15 protein-coding genes are annotated in these 23,843 nt (G+C 44.9%); 10 read left to right on the top strand and 5 right to left on the bottom strand.

The features are described from left to right. Positions 1–117 precede the first annotated feature (117 nt). On the top strand, positions 118–855 hold the full coding sequence (locus tag J7E78_RS03355) for an SDR family NAD(P)-dependent oxidoreductase (protein WP_215074920.1): 738 nt from the start codon (positions 118–120) through the stop codon (positions 853–855). A gap of 128 nt (positions 856–983) precedes the next feature. On the opposite strand, the gene J7E78_RS03350 is transcribed toward J7E78_RS03355, so the two are convergent. Further along, positions 984–1,856, bottom strand: coding sequence for a helix-turn-helix transcriptional regulator (locus tag J7E78_RS03350; protein ID WP_215074919.1), 873 nt, complete (start codon positions 1,854–1,856; stop codon positions 984–986). Between the two features lie 208 nt (positions 1,857–2,064). Between J7E78_RS03350 and J7E78_RS03345 the strand changes: the two genes are divergently transcribed. The 8 genes from J7E78_RS03345 (at position 2,065) to J7E78_RS03310 (ending at position 19,082) form a co-directional block, all read left to right on the top strand. Continuing rightward, entirely contained in the window at positions 2,065–8,451 is a 6,387-nt protein-coding gene (locus J7E78_RS03345; RefSeq protein ID WP_215074918.1) for a rhamnogalacturonan lyase family protein, read from the top strand. 274 nt (positions 8,452–8,725) lie between these two features. Then, entirely contained in the window at positions 8,726–10,438 is a 1,713-nt protein-coding gene (locus J7E78_RS03340) for a sensor histidine kinase (protein WP_215074917.1), read from the top strand. Next, on the top strand, positions 10,435–11,841 hold the full coding sequence (locus J7E78_RS03335; RefSeq protein ID WP_215074916.1) for a response regulator transcription factor: 1,407 nt from the start codon (positions 10,435–10,437) through the stop codon (positions 11,839–11,841). Before J7E78_RS03340 ends, J7E78_RS03335 begins: the two co-directional genes overlap by 4 nt. Before the next feature lie 250 nt (positions 11,842–12,091). Beyond that, on the top strand, positions 12,092–13,828 hold the full coding sequence (locus J7E78_RS03330) for an extracellular solute-binding protein (protein WP_215074915.1): 1,737 nt from the start codon (positions 12,092–12,094) through the stop codon (positions 13,826–13,828). A 61-nt stretch (positions 13,829–13,889) separates the two neighbouring features. Further along, positions 13,890–14,804, top strand: a complete 915-nt coding sequence (locus J7E78_RS03325) for an ABC transporter permease (RefSeq protein WP_215074914.1) — start codon at positions 13,890–13,892, stop codon at positions 14,802–14,804. 13 nt (positions 14,805–14,817) lie between these two features. Further along, complete coding sequence (locus J7E78_RS03320; RefSeq protein WP_215074913.1) at positions 14,818–15,711, top strand: carbohydrate ABC transporter permease; 894 nt, start codon at positions 14,818–14,820, stop codon at positions 15,709–15,711. Positions 15,712–15,733: 22 nt separating this feature from the next. Then, positions 15,734–17,362 (top strand): glycoside hydrolase family 13 protein, encoded by a 1,629-nt coding sequence (locus tag J7E78_RS03315; RefSeq protein ID WP_215074912.1) that lies wholly within the window; start codon positions 15,734–15,736, stop codon positions 17,360–17,362. Positions 17,363–17,414: 52 nt separating this feature from the next. Then, complete coding sequence (locus tag J7E78_RS03310) at positions 17,415–19,082, top strand: glycoside hydrolase family 13 protein (RefSeq protein WP_215074911.1); 1,668 nt, start codon at positions 17,415–17,417, stop codon at positions 19,080–19,082. Positions 19,083–19,179: 97 nt separating this feature from the next. Here the strand turns inward: J7E78_RS03310 and J7E78_RS03305 are convergent, their stop codons facing one another. The 4 genes from J7E78_RS03305 to J7E78_RS03290 all read right to left on the bottom strand — a co-directional run bounded on the left by J7E78_RS03305 (position 19,180) and on the right by J7E78_RS03290 (position 22,813). Continuing rightward, complete coding sequence (locus tag J7E78_RS03305; protein ID WP_036615433.1) at positions 19,180–19,461, bottom strand: GNAT family N-acetyltransferase; 282 nt, start codon at positions 19,459–19,461, stop codon at positions 19,180–19,182. Continuing rightward, positions 19,454–19,705, bottom strand: a complete 252-nt coding sequence (locus J7E78_RS03300; RefSeq protein WP_215074910.1) for a (4Fe-4S)-binding protein — start codon at positions 19,703–19,705, stop codon at positions 19,454–19,456. Before J7E78_RS03300 ends, J7E78_RS03305 begins: the two co-directional genes overlap by 8 nt. Positions 19,706–19,977: 272 nt before the next feature. Continuing rightward, a complete protein-coding gene (locus J7E78_RS03295) occupies positions 19,978–21,732 on the bottom strand; it encodes a methyl-accepting chemotaxis protein (protein WP_215074909.1) in 1,755 nt (584 codons plus the stop codon). Between the two features lie 241 nt (positions 21,733–21,973). Then, a complete protein-coding gene (locus tag J7E78_RS03290; RefSeq protein ID WP_215074908.1) occupies positions 21,974–22,813 on the bottom strand; it encodes an alpha/beta fold hydrolase in 840 nt (279 codons plus the stop codon). A 151-nt stretch (positions 22,814–22,964) separates the two neighbouring features. On the opposite strand from J7E78_RS03290, the gene J7E78_RS03285 reads away from it, so the two are divergent. Beyond that, complete coding sequence (locus tag J7E78_RS03285) at positions 22,965–23,828, top strand: LysR family transcriptional regulator (protein ID WP_215074907.1); 864 nt, start codon at positions 22,965–22,967, stop codon at positions 23,826–23,828. The last annotated feature ends 15 nt before the right edge of the window (positions 23,829–23,843 follow it).

Raw genomic sequence — 23,843 nt, 5'->3', positions numbered from 1 at the left:
TGGTCATATCTTAATGATTGGAATGTTACAATTTTAAGCATAAAATTAGTTTTGTAAACATCATATAGCACTATTTATATATGCGCTATTCAAAATATTATACTGGGGGATTTATTCATGGGCAAACTTCAAGATAAAGTTGCAGTCATCACAGGAGGAGCATCCGGCATTGGTGCAGCGACAGCTCGCTTATTCGTTTCCGAAGGAGCTAAAGTGGTCTTGGTGGATCTGAATGAAGAAAAAGGCAAGGCGTGTGAGCAGGAACTGAGAGCGCTTAAAGCAGAGGTTCTCTTTATTAAAGCAAACATAACAAGTGAAGAAGAGGTTTCTGAGATTTTCAAACAAACCGTAGAAGCATTTGGTCAAGTGGATATTGTATTCAACAATGCGGGAATTGGACGTGTTCATCCTACACATGAGCTTGATTATACCGAGTGGCGCAATACGGTCAATGTTGATCTGGACGGCGTTTTCTTGGTCGCTCGTGAATCAATACGCGAAATGCTGAAAATTGGTGGAGGTACAATCGTCAACACGGCGTCGATGTACGGATGGGTTGGTTCGCCTGGTTCAGCAGCCTACAATGCAGCTAAAGGCGGCGTTGTGAATCTGACTCGTTCGCTGGCGCTGGAGTATGCTGAGCAGAATATTCGGGTGAACTCCCTTTGCCCAGGCTTCATTGATACACCGATTATCCCGGAAGAGAGCAAACAAGCACTTTCTGCGGCAACGCCAATGAAACGTCTCGGTCAAGCAGAAGAGATGGCCAAAGCCGTTCTGTTCCTGGCTAGCGACGATTCTTCATACATGACAGGAAATAGCCTGATCATAGACGGAGGATACACCGCTCAATAAGTGCAGCAATTATCGAAGTACACAAAGAACATAGTTCCATTAAAAGTCGCTATTATAGCGGCTTTTTTTACTTTACTGGTATAAGAGCAGTTCCCGAGCCAAGGACAACTAACAAACAGCGAGTTTAGCTACTCATAATAGATGGCCTCGTAAGGAAACTCTAACTTATTCAATCGATATTCTTTGGGCGACATGGACATATATTGCCGAAAAACTTTGCCGAAATAGCTGGGACTCTCAAAGCCGCATTGTTGACCAATTTGGGAAATCGGAAGTTCCGTTGTACGGAGTAGTCGCACTGCTACCTCAATACGTCTGTCTTTGAGATAGGCTAACGGTGATGTTTTCTCGGATTTCTGAAATAACCTGCACAAGTAGTGTTTATTGATATCGCAATGGCTGGCAAGAAGATCCAGCGTCAATGGAGATGCATAATTCTCTCGTATGAATTTTTTACATTTCTCAATTGTTGTTATTGAAAGGGCACCGATATCCTTCTCCGCATCCCGACTCGTCTGTACCAGGATCAGCAACCACCGATAGACTTGCATGGACAAGCGATACTTGTCCGTAACTTTCTCTTGATGAATTAAATGGATAATTTGCCATAACTCTTGAATCAAGGGAGAATCCGCGCTTCGTCGAATGACATGTCCCTCATGATCATGCATCATATCCCAAATTCGGTTAGCTTCATCCCCGCGAATGTTGATCCATATAAATTCCCAGGGTTCGTTGTTCTCTTGTTTATAGTAATAGCAATGTTCTCCAGAGATTTTAACAAGCAGGGCATGTCCCTTTGGTAAAGCAATCGTTTGATTTTCAATATCCAGATAACCCTGACCATTAAGTGTGTATTGAAAAACAACGTGCCCCGGGTCCGGTCTATCATCACTTGGACAACGATATTCCTCGCTTGAAACGATCTGCCATCCAATAGAGTCCAGTGTCATGATTGATGTATCGTCATTACGAAAAGCATAAGAAACCGTATGAACCATCGTTTCATCTCCTTCCTAAAAAAGTCAATTATCTTATATAATACGTCACATTTTTTAGATTGTCTGTCTTTTTTTAGACCTGTAAGATAAATGTAAGCGGTAACATAAAGAGGAGGTGGCTTTAAATTGTGTTCACATGACAACAAGCAGGGCAGGATCGAACTGATGATTCTAAAAATGAATTTTTAGATAAGGAGGAGTTAATCCAATGATCCGAAGAACTGTTTCCATTCAGAAATCGATGTTTGTAACTTTTTTAGCACTCCTTATGGTTATTTCACTGGCTGTTCCTCCGGCGCCGATGCGTGCAGAGTCATCATCAAACAGTCTGCCGGGTCGCCAAGCAGAATACCTGAACCGGGGATTGGTTGCGGTTCTTGTAGACAACGGTGTTTTTCTGAGCTGGAGGTATTTAAATAACGACCCAGATGATATCGCTTTTAATATATATAAAAATGGAACCAAAGTGAATGCATCGCCCATAAGCGACGTGACGAACTATGTGGACACCACTGGTTTCGACAGCTCGCAATATCAGATTTCCACCGTTATTGCAGGCAAAGAGCAAATTCAACCGGAGGTTGTATCGGTCTGGCATAACGATTATCTGCCTATTCCACTCGATAAACCGGCCGATGGCCGGACCAAGGATGGTGGAACCTACTCCTATTATGCAGGAGATGCTTCCGTAGCTGACTTGGACGGGGATGGCGAATATGAAATTGTTTTCCTGTGGAGTCCGAGCAATTCCAAGGACAATTCGCAGGCCGGTTATACGGGCAATGTCTATATCGATGCCATCAAACTGGACGGCACCAAGCTGTGGAGGATTGACCTGGGAGTCAACATCCGCGCCGGAGCGCATTATACGCAGTTAATGGTGTATGACCTGGATGGCAACGGAAAGGCCGAAGTTGTTGTCAAAACGGCGGACGGCACGAAGGACGGCCAAGGCACAGTCATTGGTGACGGGACGAAGGATTATCGCAACGATGGCGGATACATACTGTCAGGTCCAGAATATCTCACGCTGTTCGACGGTGAGACTGGCGCGGCTGTATCCACTGTGAATTACGATCCCCCAAGAGGAAACGTCAGTGATTGGGGTGACGGCTATGGCAACCGTGTAGACCGGTTCCTTGGCGCGATTGCTTATCTGGACGGTACGAAGCCAAGTGTTGTGATGAGCCGGGGTTATTATACTCGCACAGTGCTTGTTGCTTATGATTATGTTGGCGGGGAACTCGTCAAGCGCTGGACGTTTGACACAAATGAAGCAGGATCACAATATGAATCACAGGGCAACCATAATCTAAGTGTGCTGGATGTTGACAAGGACGGCAAGGACGAAATCATGTTTGGTGCCTTGGCCGTAGACGATGACGGCAGCTTGATGTACAGCACCGGTCTCGGCCACGGTGACGCCATGCACGCCGGCCAGCTTGATCCAAATCGAGATGGCTACCAGGTGGTAAGCGTGCACGAGCATTCAGATGCTGCGTACGGACTGGAGATGCGCGATGCGGCAACAGGTGAAATTCTCTGGGGTGAGGAAACGGGTTTTGACACGGGTCGCGGGATGTCGGCGGACATTGATCCGAACTATCCGGGATACGAATCATGGGCCACGACCGTTACCAACGGGCAAAGTGTACCTGTAACTAATACCTATTCAGCAGCCGGAGAGGCTATCTACACTGTGGACGAAGGGCCCAAAACCGCCAATTTCGCCATCTGGTGGGATGGAGATCTTCAGCGGGAGCTGTTGGACCATGAGTGGGATAATAGCACAGCCAAAGGAATTCCGCTCATCTATAAGTGGGATTACCAAAACAAAAAGCTGAATGAAATCTTCCGGGCAACCGGTACGTTAACGAACAACCATACCAAAGGTAATCCGGCACTCCAGGCGGACATTCTGGGCGATTGGCGTGAGGAGCTTCTGCTGCGGAGCGAAGACAGTTCGGAGTATCGTCTCTACACAACGACCATTCCTTCAGACTATCGCATCCCTACGCTGATGCAGGACCCTGTGTACAGACTTGGCGTAGCCTGGCAAAATGTATCCTATAACCAGCCGCCTCATACCGGCTTTTATCTTGGAGCGGAAGCTACAGCATTCCCTAAAGCCGATCTGGCGCTGACTCGCGAAGCTGAAATGCCGGAGCCGGTCTACCGCTTTAATTTCGGTACAGAGACAATGTCGGGAACTACAAACATACAAGATACGCTCTACGCAGAAGATCCGGGTTACGGGTTCACGGATACGAACGGTATTACGGTAGGGGCAAACAAGGTTTCGGTTGCGGCAGGTACGACATTTGCCGTTGATCTGCCCAATGCGAACTATAAGGTGACGCTACGATTGGGCAATGATGCGAATGATTCGAACGTTGGAGTTAAATCCGAATTCGTTCAGAAGCTCGCCTTAACGAATGTGGCAGCAGGCACACCGCTGGAGTATTCCTATGATATTGCTGTGGTGGATGGACAGCTTGATCTTCTCTTTACGGGTACAGCCATAGACATCCAAGACGTCATCATCGAGAAATATCCGGAGAAAGTGGCCGGTGCGGCAGCAACGATCTATATGGCTGGTGATTCAACCATGCAATCGTACAGTGAAATGCAGGCTCCTCAAGAAGGATGGGGCCAGCAGTTCGGACGTTATTTCTCCAATGGGGCAGTGATCGTGAACGATGCGATCGGCGGCCGAAGCAGCAAATCGTTTATGGTAGACGGTCGTCTCGATACAATCCTGCAGCGAATTAAACCGGGGGACTTCTTCTTCATTTCCTTTGGTCATAACGACGCCAGTGCAGGGATACCGGACCGTTACGCATCACCGGAGGATTATAAGATCTACTTGGCTCGGTATGTAAACGGTGCAAAACAGCGCGGTGCTACACCGGTATTGCTCACTCCGGTTGGACGCAGAGACTTCAATACGGTGACTCAGGAGTTCAATGTCAGCTTCCCGGCATACGTGCAGGCTGCCAAAGAAGTAGCAGAGGAGCTTGACGTAGCGCTGATTGATCTGAGCAAGTTAAGTATTGCGTACTACGACAAAATTGGTAATACAGCTACGGAAAAAGTGTTCCTATATGCTAATCCGGGTGAATATCCAAAATACCCGAATGGGATCAACGATAATACGCATTTCAGCAGCTATGGGGCACAGAAAATTGCCGGACTCGTTGCTGGCGCGGTCAAAGACATGGAGCTGAGCATTTCATCACTGGTCATCGACCCGGATATTTCCGAGCCAGAACCAGAGCCGGAAACCCAACTCTATGAGGAGGATTTTGAAGGCGACGCTGCCAACTACCAGTATGCGATGGTCAATGCCACGGGTATTGCAGGAACCATGGCGGGAACAGTGGTTGAACAGTCCGGAAATAAGGTGCTGTCCGTCGCGGGGTCAGGATCGGGCAATCGGGCCAAGGTGTTCCGTCTGTTCGATGCCGTAAACGGCGATCAGGTGAACGTGAACTTTGACTGGCAATCCGGTAATGTGAGTGCCTATCCATCAGAAGGTCATCTCACGGTCCAGGATTCAAACGAAAATGCCCTTTTCACGTTATTTACGAAAACCGGAAGCACCAAAATTCATTATTTTGTCGGTGCATATAATCCGGACTACGGCACAGGGGATACAGCCATACCTGAGGGGGGAACGGCTACAGATATTTCCAAGAACCAGTGGGTCAATGTGGATGCTACTGTTAATTTTGCCGAGAAAACACTTGATCTGACATTAACGAACGTGGCGGATCCGACAGTTACCCAAACGATTGCAGATATCTCACTGAGTTCAGCCGCATATGCGGACAACGTCAGATCCATGCGCTTCCTGGGAACGAGAAAAGGCGGTGGAGGCACGTTGAACTGGACTACCCAGATCGACAACGTGCGGATTGAAGGCACTCAGCTCTCGTCGGAGGGTGGCGATCAGACTGCATTGATCGCTCTGTACGATGAGATCAACACACTGGATCTGTCGGATTATACAGATGCATCGAAAGCCGTGGTGAACCGGGCTTTGGCAGCAGCAGAAGCCATTTTCAATACGGAAGCTACCCAAGCTCAAGTTGACCATGCGTTTAACATGTTAACTGTTGCGAAGGATTCATTGACAAGTGAAGCGAGCGAAGAGATAAACGAATACAACTTTGACTTTGGTTCTGGCGCCACAGCCGACGGATACATCAAAGTAGATGCCAAAAGAGCATACATCGAAGGTAACGGGTACGGATTTGCCGATACTGCGCTGACCAAAGATGAGAACCGGGAAACCGGAGATGCGCTCAAAGAGGATTTCACACGGGTAAACGGTACCTCTTTCCTGGTGGAAATGGAGCCGGCGAATTACCGGGTAACGATGACCATCGGGGATGCGGAGGAATCGACCAGCGCAAATGTCGTTGCAGAGCAGATGACCAAGCTGCCGCTTACAAGCATTGCCAAGGGCGAATTCAAAGAAATCACGTATGACGTTGCCCTGATCGATGGGGTATTTAACTTCAACTTTACCGGAAATGCACCAAAGATCAATGCGCTGAAGCTGGAGCGACTGCCAGATCACAGTGCAAGCGATAAACCGGTTATTTATCTGGCCAGCGATTCCACTGTGGCCAATTACGCGGAAAACTATCGTCCGCAAGCGGGCTGGGGAGAAACGTTGGGTGGATATTTTGATCCAAATGAAGTCAGTATTGATAACCGGGCAGTTGGAGGTTTGAGCAGCAAAACCTTCTTGGTCGGTGGATATCTCAACGATATTTTACTCGACATTCAAGAGGGCGATTATTTGTTCATGCAGTGGTCTCATAATGATTCCACGCCGTCCCGTCCGGAGCGTTATCTTACGCCAGAGCAGTTTAAGGTCTATCTGAAAGAGTACATTAACGGTGCTCTGCAGAGAGGTGCGATTCCGGTTCTGGTCACGCCAGTGAACCGTCGTGATTTTACCGGAGAAGTGCTGAACAAGAGCTTCCCGGAATACGTACAGGCGATGAAAGAAACGGCGCAGGAGACGGAAACGCTCATCATTGATTTGAACCAAGCCAGTTGGGAGCATTTCCAGGAGCTTGGCACAGAAGGAACCAAATCGATATTCATGTGGGTAGGTACAACCGAGGACAATACACATTTGCAAATGAACGGTGCAATCAAGGTGTCTGAACTCGTGGCACGCCTTGTGAAGGAATTGAATATTCCGCTATCTGATTTTGTTACGTTGGAAGGAGAAACTCCGGAGCAGGAAGCCCCGCATACTACAGCGACCGTGGAAGGAGAATTGCAGAACGGCTGGTATACTTCTCCGGCACAAGTAACCTTCACAGCAAGCGATGAAGATTCCGATATAGAAGGGACCTATTATCAAATCAATGGTGGCGAAACGGTGAGTGGCACACAGCTGACCCTAACTGAAGAAGGTACACATACCATCACTTATTGGAGTGTCGATGTTGACGGTAACCAAGAGAGTGAACAGTCTTTGTCCATATCCATTGATCTCGTACCTCCAACCATTAAAATTCATGGTCAAACCGAGTACACCATGGATCAGCATGTGGAAATTGGCTATACAGCCTCCGATTCGGTATCCGGTGTGGAAAAACCGGAGGGTGTGCTTCTCGACACTCCTGCGTATACACTGGAACCCGGCCTGAACCAGGTTACGGCAACGGTCTCCGATTTGGCTGGGTGGGAACAGACGGTAGAATATAGTTTTGCGGTTATTGCTACATTCGATAGCCTGATCAATCTGACTAACGCCTTTGCAGATGAATCGATCGATCCTAATGCTGGCGCTCTTGCTGATCAGCTCACAAACACGTTACAGCAGGCCAAACAGGCAGCAAACGATCGTGAAGGAGCAAAAGCGCGTCAATTGCTTGCATCCTACGGTAATGACGTTCAAGCAGCTAGAGGAACCATATTTACGGATGAGCAGGTAAGTGTGCTGATGAAGTGGGAAGAATGGCTCCATCAGGCAACGCCACTAGCAAACGGGGCCCCGGGCACTCCGGTGTTATCTGATAATAATGGTTACGACACGGGGCTCAAAGACGGAGACTATACAATCACGATGAGTCTGTGGTGGGGGAATAACGGCAATCAGTTCAAGCTGTATGAGAATGGTGAATTGATTAAGGAAATTTCTCTGGTCGATCAATCCCCATCTGCCCAATCTGTTCAAGTTGATATTACTGGAAAGAAAAATGGCACCTATATCTATACTGGGGAATTGATCAATGCACTCGGTACGACCATGAGTGTTCCACTGACAGTCATCGTCACGGATGCTTCCCCGGGGCAAGCCGTTCTGTCGAACGACAACTGGGACGGTGACGGCAACTATAATGTCACCATGAATCTGTGGTGGGGAACAAACGCAACCGAATACGAACTTTACGAAAATGGTGTATTGATTGACACACAATCGCTGCAATCTCACTCTCCTGGTGCACAGTCTGCGGTTACCGCAATCACTGGAAGATCAACTGGAAGCTATGAGTATGAAGCTGTACTGCGTAATTTGGCAGGGGAAACCAGATCACACAAATTAAATGTGACGGTACGCGAGTAGACTGAGAGGCTTGAGCATTCCATTAACAAGAAGTGATTACAACTGAAGTAAGGTACGCATATAAAAGTGCTATTCCTCATCATTTTGAGGAGTAGCACTTTTTATATGCGCATAGTATGAAAGCGTTTGACTTATTTGAATATCAATCTATAATGATGAAAGGAAATTGGACTTGGACAGGATACAGACAGCCTGTCCGCTTGAATGTATATTCAGAGCAAGCTTCCATAGCAGGAGGCTTGCTGTTTCATTTTCAGAAGGAGAATAAGTCAGAATGACACTTAAAAAAAGAATCTTTTTACTGTTCTTTCTCAGTGCGTTTATCCCCTTTATCAGTATATTTACGATTTCTTATTATACGATCGACTCCATTTTCGCAAATAAGATCGATGATGGCATCCGTAGCAATTTACATCAGGTCACGTCCTCATTGGAGAATTCAATCACCAATATGAATCACGTTACCCAGCAATTGTCCTACAGGGGAACTTTGGGCAAAAGCATGGATGAATTCTTGAATCCGTCATCTGATATCTTTCAATTGATTGAGGCCAGGGACGAATTAAAGAGCGAGTTAAGTGTGGTCACATTTACCAATCCCAACATCGGACTGACGCTATATTACTTTGAGAAAGAAGGTACAACGCAGTTCGACAACTTTCCAATCAAGGATCGTTTAACGTTTGACTCTTTACCTGTGCTCTTCCAAACCTATAGCATTAAATACTATGGCCCTCATATCAGTATGAACCGATTCGATGACCAACTCGTTCTGTCCGCTATGCGAAAAGTACAACTCTCCAAAAGGGACGATGTGTATATTTACGTTGAATCTGGCTTCCGGCTTACACAGGACATCTTGGGTTACAATCAATACAACGGCGCGTTATCTCACCTCATCCTGGATGGTACAGGAAACATTGTGTACAGTGAAATACCGGAGGCCATGAAGGTAGGGGAAAATTTCTCCAGCTTAACAGTAGATCCTGCCAAGGACGGGATATCCCGGGGGTATCACTGGTTCAAGGAGGATTCCTCACAGAAATGGAGTGTCGTATCGGTCATTTCGCAGTCTCAATATCAACAGGAGAAAAACCAGTGGTTGCTTCAAATTTTGCTGGTCGCTTTATTTTTCCTCGGCTTTACCGTGTTTCTCGCTTGGCTCCTGTGGAAGATGGTCTACAAACCACTCGGTCTGTTCCATTCGGAGATCAATGGGATGTCCAAAAATCCACAAACGAAAGGGAACCGAGCTCGCACTCAGATTCCTGAATTTGATTTTCTATTGGGTGAATTTTCGAATATGCAGCATCAAATCGGTGACCTCTTCAAGGAAGTTCAGCAGAAAGAGAAGATACGTGCAGACCTGGAAGTGGAAAAACTGCTCTATCAGATCAACCCGCACTTTCTGATGAATACGCTCGATACGGTGCACTGGTTGGCCGTCATGAACGGACAAGGAGAGATCGACAAGCTGGTGCAGTCATTAAACAAGCTACTGTATTACAATTTGGGCAAATTAGGGCAAGTCTCCACGATGGAAGAGGAGATTGATGCGTTAAGACAGTATCTAATTTTGCAGCAAATTCGCTATGATTTTGAATTTGACGTCCGTATTACTGCAGATGAACAAGTGCTTCAAATTCCTGTACCCCGCTTCATTCTGCAACCGCTGGTTGAAAATTCGTTATATCATGGATTGAGTGACGAAGGTTTTATTCAGATTGAAGTGACATGCACTACAACGTTGAACATTATGATACAAGATAATGGTGCAGGTATGACTGAGGAAACCATTCATAATCTGCTGAACAATCGTGAAGCTGAACAACAAAAAGTAGGAATGGGCATCGGACTCAATTACGTTCACCGCATGTTGAAAGCACAGTACGGGGATCAAGCACAACTGGTGATTGAGAGTGAATTGGGGACAGGGACAAGCATCCTGCTCGTATTGCCTATTAAAGGAGAAGATATCTCGGCATGATTAAGGTATTGATTGTAGATGACGATAAGCTGGTACGCAAAGGCATAAGCTCTGCGATGCCATGGAACGAGTTCAGTATGGAGGTTGTAGGAGAGGCGAGTAACGGGGCAAAAGCACTGGATTTCCTGAAAACCCAACCGGTCGATCTGATGCTGACGGATCTTGCGATGCCCGTTATGTCAGGGATCGAACTGATGCGAGCTGCGAGGCAGCTCTATCCGGAACTTCATATCGTTGTGTTAACACTGCATCAGGATTTCGATTATATCCAGGAAGCACTCAGACTCGGAGCCATTGACTATATAGCCAAAGTCCAGCTGGAGAAAGAGCAATTTGAACATGTTCTGCAACGGATACATACCCGAATCAACGGGTTGACGAACAAGATAAGAAAGATGCCTTCGCAGAATGAAATCAATGTCCATTATCAACATGTGTATGCACTTGTTTCACAGGATCGAAAATCAGAGCATAAGTGGCCAATGGAGATAACTGCGCATGAAGATGAGGTAAGGTGGGAGGTTGAGCGGAATAGCTGCATGTGGGCTGTTCACCCGTCGGAAGAGGATCAACTATTTCATCAATTGAAGGAATCGCTGCATCAAGATGCCCATAGTACGTTGTTGGTTTTGTCTGATGTACAAGAGCGCACATGGTCACAGATCAAAAACTGGATTATGAATTATACAGATACGTCTTTATTCTATGCATACAACCCCGATAACCAAGTCATTGCTGTTTCGATGAATGAGGACAACACAAGTTTAAAAGAACCGCAGGATGAAGAGATGGATCGGATTAAGCAAAGTTGGTTCCAGACACCATGGACCCACAACGACAGGTACTACAATCAACTCATTGACCAGTTTATATCATTACGATTACATAAAGGTCAGTTGATGGGATTGCTGTACTCGATCGTTATGGAATGGAACCACCTTTTTGCCCAAACTACGCTTGGAAGAATCGCCATGATACATTCTTTCGAGTCCTGGTACGAGGTTGAAGCATGGATCAAGCAGACAGCTGCAAGCATTCAAAAAACAGATGAACAAACTTCGTATTCGCAGGAAATCATCGATGCCGTTAAGAAAGCGGTGATGATCGTGCAAAATGATTTGGAGCATCCCTATACAGCTTCAGGTCTGTCACAAGAACTTAACATCAGCCGAAGTTATTTCAGTCAATGTTTCAAAGATCTGATGGGGAAAACCTTTAATGAGTACTCCCGATTTATCCGGGTAGAAAAGTCCAAAGAATATTTGCTCAATACAAACAACACGATTTTCTGGATTGCGGAGCGAGTGGGGTATATGGATGAAAAGTATTTCAGCCGCATTTTCCGCGAACTGACAGGTCTTCTGCCAAGCGAATATCGGCAGCTGGGTAGGGGAAATAAATAGCCGACAGCCTCCTGTTTTAGGAGCTGCCGGCTTTTGTTTGTGATTAAGAGTAAGGGTGGTTAGACGAATGTAGATCCGTAGGTAGGGTAAATGCTCACAAGTCAACAATACTTCATAATGCGGACTGAAAAACTGTAATCATTTCTCTATCCAAACGGACGTGTAATCCCTATCACGATGGGGCTTCACTCCATTTTATAATGAAAGCGCAAACAAATATTAAACATCAGAAAAAGGGGAATCGAACTAGATGAGAACAAAATGGTCCATGAAAAGCAAACGGTTGACGAAACGTCTGGCCGTGCTGTCTATGTCTGCCTTAATGGTTGCTGCCCTAGCGGCATGTGGAGATTCTTCCACTCCTCCTACTGCAGAAGAAGCAGGCAAATATGAGGTAACGCCGGGAGATCCGTTCAGTGCCTATAAAGACGAAATTACCGTTACCATGGGACGGGTAACCACAGCCAACCCGAAACTGCCAGCCGGTGATACCTATGAGAACAACGCGTATACAAGGCTGGTCAAAGACACGTTTAACGCACAGATTTCAGATCAATTTGAAGCCAATGGCGAAGATTATAGCCGTCAGGTTTCGCTCGCCATCGCGTCCGGGGAATTGCCAGACATGATGCGTGTTGATTCCAAAGATGAATTGAAAGAGCTGGTGGATAACGATCTGATTGAGGATCTGACAACCATATATGATCAATATGCTACGGATAATATTAAGCAGATATACGATTCCTATGATGGCCGTGCATTAGAAAATGCGACGATTGATGGACGTCTGATGGGACTTCCGGCGACTTCTCTGGATTCCGCACCCACGATGGTTTGGGTTCGTCAGGACTGGTTGGATCTGTTGGGGATACAACTTGATGCAGACGGAGACGGTGCCATCTCGCTCGATGAAGTAGAGAAAACGGCACAGGAATTCCTGGAAAGAGACCCTGGCCAATCGGGGAACCCGGTAGGTATTCCATTTGTGAATACGATGAATACAACAGATTATAATGGTTCTGCATATACGATGCTGGGTGTGGCCTCAACCGAGAGAGCCTTCCCGCAATATTGGATGAATGGTGAAGACGGTAAAATCGTGTATGGTTCCACGACAGAAGCAACGAAGAAGATGCTGGGTATCATGGCGGATTGGTTCAAGAATGGTATCATCGACCCGCAATTTGGAACCCGCACGTTTGACGATATTACCGCACTCTACGCCAATGGCCAAAGCGGTATTGCTTTTGGACCGTGGCATATCCCTGACTGGGGACTGATCAGTGCAAAACAGATGGATAAAAATGCGAAATTCTCGGCTTATACGCTGGAAGATGCAAACGGCAAAGTAAACGTAGCCCATGCCAATCCATCCAATCAGTTTATCGTGGTGAGAACGGGATACGAACACCCTGAACTGGCCGTTAAGATTCTTAACCTGTTCTACGATAAATTGGCCAATGATAAAGATGCCGCAACAACCATGCCGGAAGCGGCCAAGTATCAGGAGATGGGCGTAGACGGTTCAACGAGACCGTTTAATATCGAAGTCAATTCGGCTACATCGCTACTGGATGATTACTCTGACGTTGTTCGCGGGATTAAAGGAGAGATCAGCCTGGATGAGGTTCGCACTACAGAATCGAAGAACAATATCGGAAGCATCAAAACCTATTTGAGTGACATGGATACGGATGACGTGACTGCTTGGTCAAAATATCATTCACGGATCAACGGTGTTGGACTAATCGACAAACTGACAGAGGAAAAGAAATTCGAATGGATGACACCTGTTTTCTCTGGAACTACACCAAGCATGAAACAGACGTGGGCCAATCTGACGAAGCTCGAACAGGAATCGTTTATCAAAATCGTCACGGGTTCAGAACCGCTTGATTATTTCGATACATTCGTGAGTAACTGGAAAAAACAAGGCGGTGATCAAGTCATTCAGGAAATTGAAGACGAGATCGCATCCAAACAATAACATCTATGAACAGTAGCGGGGCTGCGATACGCAGCCTTTCTTCAACGAAAGGGGTTCATCCATGAAACAGGGAAATTTGAAAGCGAGAGGTCGGCTTGGCCCAGGTGCCATGTACCATATGATGATGCTGCCAGGCATTTTGTTTTTGCTGGTATTCAGCTATGTTCCAATGGTCGGCATCATTACTGCTTTTCAGGACTATATACCGGCCAAAGGCATGTTTGGCTCTGAATTTGTAGGGCTGAAACATTTTACTTATATGTTCAAGCTGCCGGATATCGCTCAGGTCGTCAGCAATACGTTGGTGATAGCGATTGGCAAGATTTTGCTTGGAACGATGATGGCCATCATTTTTTCCGTTCTGTTAAATGAAATTCGTGTCAAATACGTTAAAAAGTCCGTGCAGACGATTGTTTATCTGCCGCACTTTCTATCCTGGGTTGTTCTGGCATCCGTCGTTGTCAACATGTTCAGTCTGGACGGCATTGTAAATCAAATGTTAGCGTTTTTTGGCCTCGAAAATATTAATTTCCTTGGCAGTAACACCTGGTTTCAGCCACTGATTATCGGTACAGACGTATGGAAAGAGTTTGGTTATAGTTCCATCGTCTATCTGGCTGCGATCACGTCGATTGATCCCGGTCTGTATGAAGCAGCAGGAATGGATGGAGCCAGTTGGTGGAGAAAAGTATGGCATATTACATTGCCAGGCATGCTGCCTATTATTCTGCTCATGGGCGTAATGAGTCTGACCAACATTTTGAGCGCCGGTTTCGATCAAGTTTATAATCTGTATAACCCGGTTGTCTATGAGTCGGGTGACATTCTGGATACCTATGTCTATCGGATCGGTCTCGTTGGGCGCCAGTATAGCTTCGGTACAGCTGTTGGTTTGTTCAAGTCCGTAATAGGTATTGTGTTGCTCTTGTCTGCCAACCAGTTGGCCAAAAAATATACTGATCGAAAAATATTCTAAGGAGGCCAAACCTGTGTCCTATTCTGCAAACTCCAAAGAACGAATTGGCCGGTTTGTCATCTATGCCATTGTGATTATGCTGGCATTGGTCTGCCTTCTTCCGTTATGGAATATCGTTGCCATATCATTCAGCAGCAGCGAGGCGGTATCTGCCAATGCAGTAGGTCTCGTTCCAGTCAATTTTACAACAGCGGCTTACACAAAAATTATTGATGATGCACAGTTCTGGCGTTCCTTTGGCATCTCCATTCTACGTGTCGCGCTTACCCTTGTGCTTAACATGATTTTGATTATTTTAATGGCTTATCCGCTATCCAAATCGAAGAGGGATTTCAAAGGCAGAAACATTTATATGAATATCATGATTTTTGCCATGTTGTTTAGCGGAGGCATGATTCCGAGTTACCTGCTGATCAAAAACCTGGACATGCTGAATACGATATGGGCACTCGTTCTGCCAGGCGCTGTCCCCATATTCAGTGTCATTCTTGTGATGAATTTCTTTTCCGCTGTACCTAAGGCGCTTGAAGAAGCAGCGTTCATCGATGGAGCAAATCCCATTCAGGTCTTGTTCAAAGTGTATGTCCCTGTGTCCATTCCTGCGCTGGCGACAGTCGCCTTATTCAGTATCGTGGGTACATGGAATGACTTCTTCAGTGGTTTGATCTATATGACCAAAGTTAGCAATTACCCGCTAATGACCTATATTCAGTCCCTTAATGTGAATATTGCCGATTTGCTTCAAGCCGGCACGAATTCCAGCGAGCTCAGCAACCTGACTGAAATTTCGAACAAAAACCTGAACGCAGCCAAAATCGTAGTTGCTGTTATCCCGCTATTGCTGATTTATCCGTTGCTGCAAAAATACTTTGTGACTGGCATTGTCGTAGGATCGGTCAAAGAATAACCTTAGAAAGGTTGAATGGAACATGGAAAATAAAAAATGGTGGAAAGAAACCGTTGTATATCAAATATATCCACGTAGCTTTCAAGATCGAAACGGTGATGGAATCGGAGACTTGAAGGGCATTGTATCCCGATTGGATTATTTGCAGCAACTCGGCATTGGTGCAATCTGGTTATCACCTGTCTGCAAGTCCCCTCAAGATGATTACGGATATGATATTTCAGATTATCAGGATATCGATCCGATGTTTGGGTCTTTGGAAGATATGGAAACGTTAATTCTTGAATCCAAGAAAAGAGACATTCGGATCATCATGGATTTGGTGTTGAACCATACATCGGATGAACACCCCTGGTTTCAAGAAGCCAAAAAAGGTAAAGACAATCCGTACCATGACTACTATGTCTGGAGAGATGGTGTTGAAGGAACACCTCCGAACGACTTGGGGTCCACCTTCGGTGGTTCAGCCTGGGAATGGGTGCCTGAGATCGGGCAATATTATTTACATCTCTTTTCCGTAAAACAGCCAGATCTCAACTGGGAAAACCCGAAAGTCCGGCAGGAGATATACGACATGATCAATTGGTGGATCGACAAGGGTGTTGGGGGTTTTCGACTTGACGTGATCGACTTAATTGGTAAAGAACCGGATTTGAAGATTACGGGAAACGGGCCTAATCTGCATAAATACATCAGGGAACTGAGCAAGGAGACGTTTCAAAAAGCGGAAGACCTGCTAACCGTTGGAGAAACATGGGGCGCCACTCCGGAAATCGCCAAACTGTACAGTAATCCAGACGGCAGTGAGTTTTCAATGGTCTTCCAATTTGAACACATCAGTTTGGATGAACAAGAAGGCAAAGGAAAGTGGGATCTTAAACCTTTGGATGTGATGGCATTAAAAAAAGTGCTGTCCAAGTGGCAAACAGAGCTCAAGGGTGATGCCTGGAACAGTCTGTTCTGGAACAACCATGACTTGCCTCGAATCGTGTCACGTTGGGGAAATGATGGAGAATTCAGAGTTGAATCGGCTAAAATGTTGGCTACCCTTCTTCATGGCATGCAAGGTACGCCTTACATATATCAAGGTGAAGAGTTGGGTATGACGAATGTTCAATATGCGATCGAGGATTATCGGGATATTGAATTGCTCGACTTTTATAAGGAAAGAATGGGGAAAGGTTATCCTGAACAAAGCGTGATGGAGTCGATCTACGCCAAGGGACGTGATAATGCACGCACACCTATGCAATGGGATACTTCCGATAACGCGGGTTTTACACAAGGGGAACCTTGGATTAAGGTGAATCCAAATTATAAGCATATCCATGCCGAGGAAAGTTTGAATAATCCCGAATCCATATTCCATTATTACCGGAAATTAATTCAATTACGAAAAGATCATGGAGTCATTGTATATGGTGATTATGAGCTGATCTTTCCAGAGAACCCAGATGTGTTTGCATATACCCGAACGCTGAATGGTACGACAATTCTTGTGGTATGCAATTTCCAGGGATATACGACAGAACTCCCGCTTCAGGAGCAATTGACAGGGTCCCATCGGCTTTTGATAGCTAACTATACAGGTCAACTCTCGAAGAGCGAATTACGTCCATATGAAGCCAGAATGTACCTTATCCATGATTAAAGCATAATACGTTATATAATGTTCAGTTCTCAAGAAAGAAGGATTGTATTCAATGAAAAGAGTATGGTGGAAAGAAGCAGTAGCTTATCAAATCTATCCCAGAAGTTTTATGGATTCCAACGGAGATGGGGTTGGTGACATCAAGGGGATCATATCTAAACTGGATTATATTCAAGATCTCGGTATTGATCTGATATGGATCTGTCCGATGTATAAGTCACCTAACGATGATAATGGTTATGACATCAGTGATTACTGTTCCATTATGGATGAATTCGGCACGATGGCGGACTTTGATCAATTACTGCATGAAGTGCATCACCGCGGCATGAAACTCATTATGGACTTGGTGATCAATCATACAAGTGACGAACACCCGTGGTTTATTGAATCCAGAGCTTCACTGGATAATCCCAAACGAGATTGGTACATCTGGAGAGATGGGAAGAATGGGGACGAACCGAACAACTGGGAGAGCATCTTTGGCGGTTCTGCTTGGGAATATGATGAAGTCTCCGGACAGTACTATCTCCATCTGTTCTCCAAGAAACAACCAGACTTGAATTGGGCAAATAAAGAAGTTCGGAAATCCATATATGAAATGATGAATTGGTGGCTGGATAAAGGGATTGATGGTTTCCGTGTGGATGCAATCAGCCATATTCACAAAGAAGAGGGCCTCTTGGATATGCCTATCCGAGAAGGCGTCAAGTATATCTCTTCTTTTGAAAAGCATATGAATGTCAAGGGAATCCAAAGTTATCTGCAAGAAATGAAAGAGAATACATTATCCAGATATGACGTCGTGACTGTTGGGGAAGCAAATGGAGTTAAGGTTGAGGACCAAGAAGATCTGCTGGATTGGATCTGTGAAGTCAGAGGGAAATTTAATATGGTTTTCCAATTCGAACATCTTGATCTTTGGAAAAACAGCACGGACAGAGAACTGGATATCCCCAAATTGAAAAACGTCTTGACCAAGTGGCAAAAATCACTGGAAGGCGTCGGCTGGAATGCATTGTTTATTGAAAATCATGATCAGCCCCGCAAAGTTTCTTCTTGGGGAAATGATACAGAGTATTGGTATGAAAGTGCCACTGCGCTTGGCGCCATGTACTTTTTCATGCAAGGTACGCCTTTCATATATCAAGGGCAAGAAATAGGCATGACCAACGTGGCTTACCCTTCCATAGCGGATTATAACGACATAGCCGATCGGAATTTATATCAGATCAAACGTGAAGAGGGGATGTCACATGAGGAGATCATGAACATCATCTGGGCATCGAGTCGCGATAACTCCAGAACGCCGATGCAATGGTCTTCGGCCAAAGAGGCCGGGTTTACCAGCGGTACGCCATGGCTGAAAGTGAATGACAATTACATTTATATTAATGTAGAGAAACAACTTCTGGAGACACGTTCCATCCTGCACTTTTACAAACAAATGATTCAGCTGCGAAAAGAGCACGATACGTTGACTTATGGTATTTATGAGCTTCTTTTGCCGGATCATCCGAGTGTATATGCATATACACGTACACTGGTAGACGAACAGGTGCTGGTAGTAATCAATCTTTCTGAACACATGGTGGAGCTTGAGGAAGATGAGCTTGGCCTCAACTTCTCAGAGATCTGGCTTACCAATTATGAAAATGGCATGCTGCCACTGGTGTTGCGACCGTTTGAAACCATTGTTGGATTAAGCAATAAAGTTTAAGTAGGATACGTAAAAAGGCGTCTATATCATTGTCTGAATTATATAGACGCCTTTTATTGATGTGTAACCACATGAAAATCAACTGCGAATATTCGTTTTATTGATGGAGAACATCCGCGTATTCAGAGATACGTTCAAAACGTCCCTTGGCAAACGGGCATAAAGGTAAAATCTTAATACCGTTTTCCCGCGCGTATTCCACCATCGCTTTGATAAGTTCATCGCCAAGCCCTTGTCCTCGGTAAGCATTTTCCACTAAAGTGTGATCAATTATGTATAGCTCTGGACTCGAGATTACATAGGTCATCACCGCAGCAATGTCACCGTTATCTTGAATAAGGAATCTTTTATTGGCAGGTTCATGTTCTACGTTATGCATGTTCATCCTCTTTCTTTGTTGAATATTCACCGTCCAGAAGCTTATACGTCAAAGCTCCGCTTGGACATGTGTTAATATGCCGGGCAATGGCCTCCGAAGTTTCACCATCAGGATCAACCCAGGGACGGTTGCTTAAATTAAAAACAGCAGGGAGGCCCTTTACGCAAATACCGGAATGAATGCAGACATCCGAATTAAACATGACCTCGATATCTTTACCGTAATATAATTTCTCTTTAACCATAATGCATTCACATCTTTCACACTCTTGAGTTTGAGTTTGTTTACAGATCGATATCCCAAGCATCCATGGTAAGCCATGTCTGCCAGGCACTTAATGTCCGAATCATAAATGAGGAATCGTTAATAAGTCAACGTGACACAGGACAAGAACACGGTCATTTTATGTGCTGATCATAACCCTGATTCCTCCAAAAAAATTAAACCTCCAAGAAATTTATGTTTCCGGCAATTCTAAGTTGTCATCTAACAACACCTTTAATGGAGATTGCGAACTTATTTAGTGACTTCGATCTGAAATTGATCGGAATATGATTTGAGGTTCCCTGCAAGACCAGCGAGTTCCCCGGAGATGTTCGACAGTTCGCTCGCCGACCGTTGCTGTTCCACAGCACTAGCCGTGACTTCTTCCGCCATGGCTGAAGTTTCCTCGGTTGCGGAAGCAATATAACTGAGGTTCTGTTCCAACTCCTGACGAATAGAGTGCATATCCATCGTTCGGCTGTCTAAACTCTGAGCCAACTCATGCACTTCGGTCGATAAGCGGCTAACCTGTCTAAATGCCTGGAGACAATCAGCGATCTGTTTCTCCTGTTCCTTAACAGCTACCATATTCGCATCAAAATGACTGCCCATCCGATGTATCTCTTGAACAAATGAACTCAGGATCTCATCAATCTCTTGGATCGAACGTTCGGATTGTTGAGCGAGCTGTCCCATTTCACCAGCAACGACTGCAAAGCCTTTACCCGCTTCTCCAGCTCGGGCTGCTTCAATTGAAGCATTCAGGGATAGAATTTGAGTTTGTTTTAAAATGTTGTGAATTTGACCGCTAATAGAGGAAGCGAGTTCGGATTGAGTCGTCAGAGACCTGGAAATATCCTGTTGATGCTCAACACGCTTGGCATTCTCTCGGCCCTTCTCAAGCAGAACCTCATGTTCACGTGTAACTTGTACTTGAACAGAAGATAGCTGCTCTGAGGTATAAGTAAACTGTTTCACATATGAACCTACTTCATCCATTATTTTGCCGAGATTCCCTGAATGCTGGACGGAGTGTTCTGTCTCTTCAGCCTGTTTCATTGAACCTATGGCAATTTCCTCAATTGCTCTGGAAAGTTCTTCGCTCTGACGCTGGTTCGTCTGAGCGGTTTCCGAAATATCTTTTGATGACTGCTGTAACGTATTTGATCCTTGTTGTATTCCCATCAGAATGTTCGTCAATTGGGCAACCATGATGTTAATCAAATCACTGATGTCACCGAGTTGATCATTGGACATATGTGTGGATACGACTTTGAGATTCCCATCAGCTACCTGCTCGAGACTTGACTTAATATCGCGTACTTGTCTAAGAATACCTCGTACTACGAATAACATCATGACCAAAGAAAGAATCAGTACAACCACAAAAATCGGGATAATGGTCTGATAAGCATTATTCACGGATGTCGCGGAGACTTGATTCACTGCTCCTGCAGAAATATCAATGCCCAGATAGCCAATGACAGTACCTTGCGAATCCTTGATTGGTGTAAAGGAGGACAATAGCTGGCCCCAGGTTGGATCGTCTACAATACCTGTTGTGATGACTTCTCCGCTCAATAAGCGTTCCTGAATCTGGGGGTTGAATTCCATTGCAGTGCCGTAAGGACTATACTCTGTATCATCCCAATCCGCTCCATCTACGGTGTAGATCCAACCGTCCGAAGTTTTGTTATACATATAAACATACAAGGCTCCCGATTGAAGCCTAACTTTAACGAGTTCGTCCCTAAGACTCTTATATTCGTTGCTCTCCTCTGAAGCAGTAGAAGATAATGTCTTAATTAATTCCGATTCCTGACCTAGTTGAGAGGCGGTATTCACAGCCAGCTGCTGATTGTTATGCTGCATGGTCATTAATGATGCATTTTCACTGGAGTCGATGGTGGCCCATATGATTAGACCGCCCATGGCCAGTAGCGGAACCAGAATAATCAAATACAGTTTGAACCTTAAATCCATCTTTTTTTTGCGAATCTGTCTCACGTTCGGTTCCCCCTTGGATGTAATAAAGTAAATATGGTTATTCGTATAACCCCATACTATTTATCGTAATATTGAAGGGGGAAATGAAGACTAATCTTAAAATTTGTATATACATATACGTAATTATAAACTAACAGTATGCATGGACACTTTGCCATTAACCAAAAAAAGCTCCACCAGCTTTATGCCAGTGGAACGCTTAATTTTTCTCTAAGACATTCTGTTCAATATACAAATATACTCACGGATGTTTATTGCAGAAATGGTCGATATAATCAGAACATTGCCCCGGCTCATCTTCCATAACGAAATGACCTGCTTTGGGAATGACATGTAGGCAGGCATGGGGAATATCCTGGACAAGCCTCCTTGCATAAGCGAGGGGCTGCCATTCATCTTCTTCCCCCCATAAAATTTGAACGGGGACCTTCAGCTTGGGTAAATCTGTTCCATAGGATTCAGTATATTTTGCATTATAGTGGGCTACCTGATGGGAGAAAAATGAGGCTTTGCCCAATGAACCTGCATGGGGTTCCAGGTATGCATCCATTATATCGCCAGTCATAAGATCTTTGTTATAAACTGCCATGGGTAATTGTTTCTTTAACATGGTATCAAAATCAGCACGGGGCATTCGTTCCACCTGTTCGAGCTGTTCTTCGATAATTTTCTTCCAGGTTGGTGAGGGCCACGAATCATAGCTGGGCATGTTGAGTAACGTAAGCGATTGAACCCGCTCAGGTTGTTCCTGGGCCAGTTGGAGACCAACAATTCCACCTAGATCGTGGGCTGCGACATGTAAACGATCCATTCCAAGTTCGTCTAAAAGCTGACTGAAAAGCCTAAATTGTGCTGCCACAGAAGTATCTGCTTCGAGTGGTCTTTCGGATGCTCCATATCCCAGAAGGTCATGCACGTAGACTTTGTACCCTTTTTGAACCAGAGAGGGTATTACTTTTCTCCATTCATAGCTATAAGAGGGTGTACCGTGAAGGAGCCATATGGGAGAGCCTTCTCCATATTGTTCATAAGCGATTCGATATCCATTAATCAAGATGGATGACGTTGCTGCTGTTTGCATAGTGATTACTTCCTTCCATAAACGATTGAGATTAAAAATGAAATGGGCTCTTAATGAGCTACATTGAATATAAACGATTGCTTTCCATTAGTGAAATTGATAGTTTATATGTAAACGATCAGTTTTAATGATGTTAAAAAGAAAGGAGCCAATGATGGAAATACGTCATTTGGTCACATTTATTACAATTGTGGAACACGAGGGATTTACCAAAGCTGCTGAGCATCTTGGATACGCGCAATCTACAATTACATTGCATATCAAGGCATTGGAAGAGGAGATTAACTATCCTTTATTTGATCGAATTGGTAAGCGGGTTATTTTAACGGAGACTGGAAAAAAATTATTGCCACATGCCCAAAAAATGCTTGACCTGTATCACATGATTAAGGAAGTGACTGCTGCACAAGGTGAATTAACGGGTAATATCGTGATCAGTATTGGGGAAACGTTGTTGATCTATCGTTTTCCACCTATTATTGAAGAGTTCAAAAAATTGCATCCTCATGTCAATATCGAGTGGCACCAATTAGATTCCGTACATTTTAAAGAGAATTTGATGCAAGGTAAAAGTGATATTTCCTTCATGCTGGGGACAGAGGTACATGACCCCAATCTGTACAGTGAGAAATTGGCTGAGGAGCCTATGATGTTGTTGTATCCCAATTCATTTGAGCTACAACGGGACATTGTGCGAAGCAATCTACTTTTTACCGAAAGAGGTTGTGGGTATCGCACATTGTTTGAACAATGCATTGAGGAGTACCAGATCGGGATTACTTCCAATATTGAATTCTGGAGTATTGAAGCTGTGAAACAGTCGATATTGAGTGGTATGGGTATATCCTTGTTACCTCGAATTACGGTAGAGAAGGAGCTGAAGGAAGGAAAACTTTCAGGTCAGCAGTACAAACAAAATCTAGCTACGCAGTTGTTATATCCCAAAAACAAGTGGATCTCTCCCCAAGTAGAAGCTTTTATCGAGATCGTTAGAAAGCATTCCTCCCTCTGGTAAGGAAGTGTGGGTAAA

The sequence above is a fragment of the Paenibacillus polymyxa genome, assembly GCF_018614975.1.
Taxonomy (GTDB): Bacteria; Bacillota; Bacilli; order Paenibacillales; family Paenibacillaceae; genus Paenibacillus; species Paenibacillus polymyxa_E.
The sequence above is the reverse complement of the archived record's forward strand: the minus strand, read 5'-3'. Positions and strand labels throughout refer to the sequence as shown.

Coding starts and splice junctions, on each gene's coding strand:
- J7E78_RS03350 (WP_215074919.1), bottom strand. CDS start 1,856: ATGGTTCATACGGTTTCTTATGCTTTTCGTAATGACGATACATCAATC.
- J7E78_RS03335 (WP_215074916.1), top strand. CDS start 10,435: ATGATTAAGGTATTGATTGTAGATGACGATAAGCTGGTACGCAAAGGC.
- J7E78_RS03300 (WP_215074910.1), bottom strand. CDS start 19,705: ATGGTTAAAGAGAAATTATATTACGGTAAAGATATCGAGGTCATGTTT.
- J7E78_RS03355 (WP_215074920.1), top strand. CDS start 118: ATGGGCAAACTTCAAGATAAAGTTGCAGTCATCACAGGAGGAGCATCC.
- J7E78_RS03305 (WP_036615433.1), bottom strand. CDS start 19,461: ATGCATAACGTAGAACATGAACCTGCCAATAAAAGATTCCTTATTCAA.
- J7E78_RS03315 (WP_215074912.1), top strand. CDS start 15,734: ATGGAAAATAAAAAATGGTGGAAAGAAACCGTTGTATATCAAATATAT.
- J7E78_RS03285 (WP_215074907.1), top strand. CDS start 22,965: ATGATGGAAATACGTCATTTGGTCACATTTATTACAATTGTGGAACAC.
- J7E78_RS03290 (WP_215074908.1), bottom strand. CDS start 22,813: ATGCAAACAGCAGCAACGTCATCCATCTTGATTAATGGATATCGAATC.
- J7E78_RS03325 (WP_215074914.1), top strand. CDS start 13,890: ATGAAACAGGGAAATTTGAAAGCGAGAGGTCGGCTTGGCCCAGGTGCC.
- J7E78_RS03310 (WP_215074911.1), top strand. CDS start 17,415: ATGAAAAGAGTATGGTGGAAAGAAGCAGTAGCTTATCAAATCTATCCC.
- J7E78_RS03345 (WP_215074918.1), top strand. CDS start 2,065: ATGATCCGAAGAACTGTTTCCATTCAGAAATCGATGTTTGTAACTTTT.
- J7E78_RS03340 (WP_215074917.1), top strand. CDS start 8,726: ATGACACTTAAAAAAAGAATCTTTTTACTGTTCTTTCTCAGTGCGTTT.
- J7E78_RS03330 (WP_215074915.1), top strand. CDS start 12,092: ATGAGAACAAAATGGTCCATGAAAAGCAAACGGTTGACGAAACGTCTG.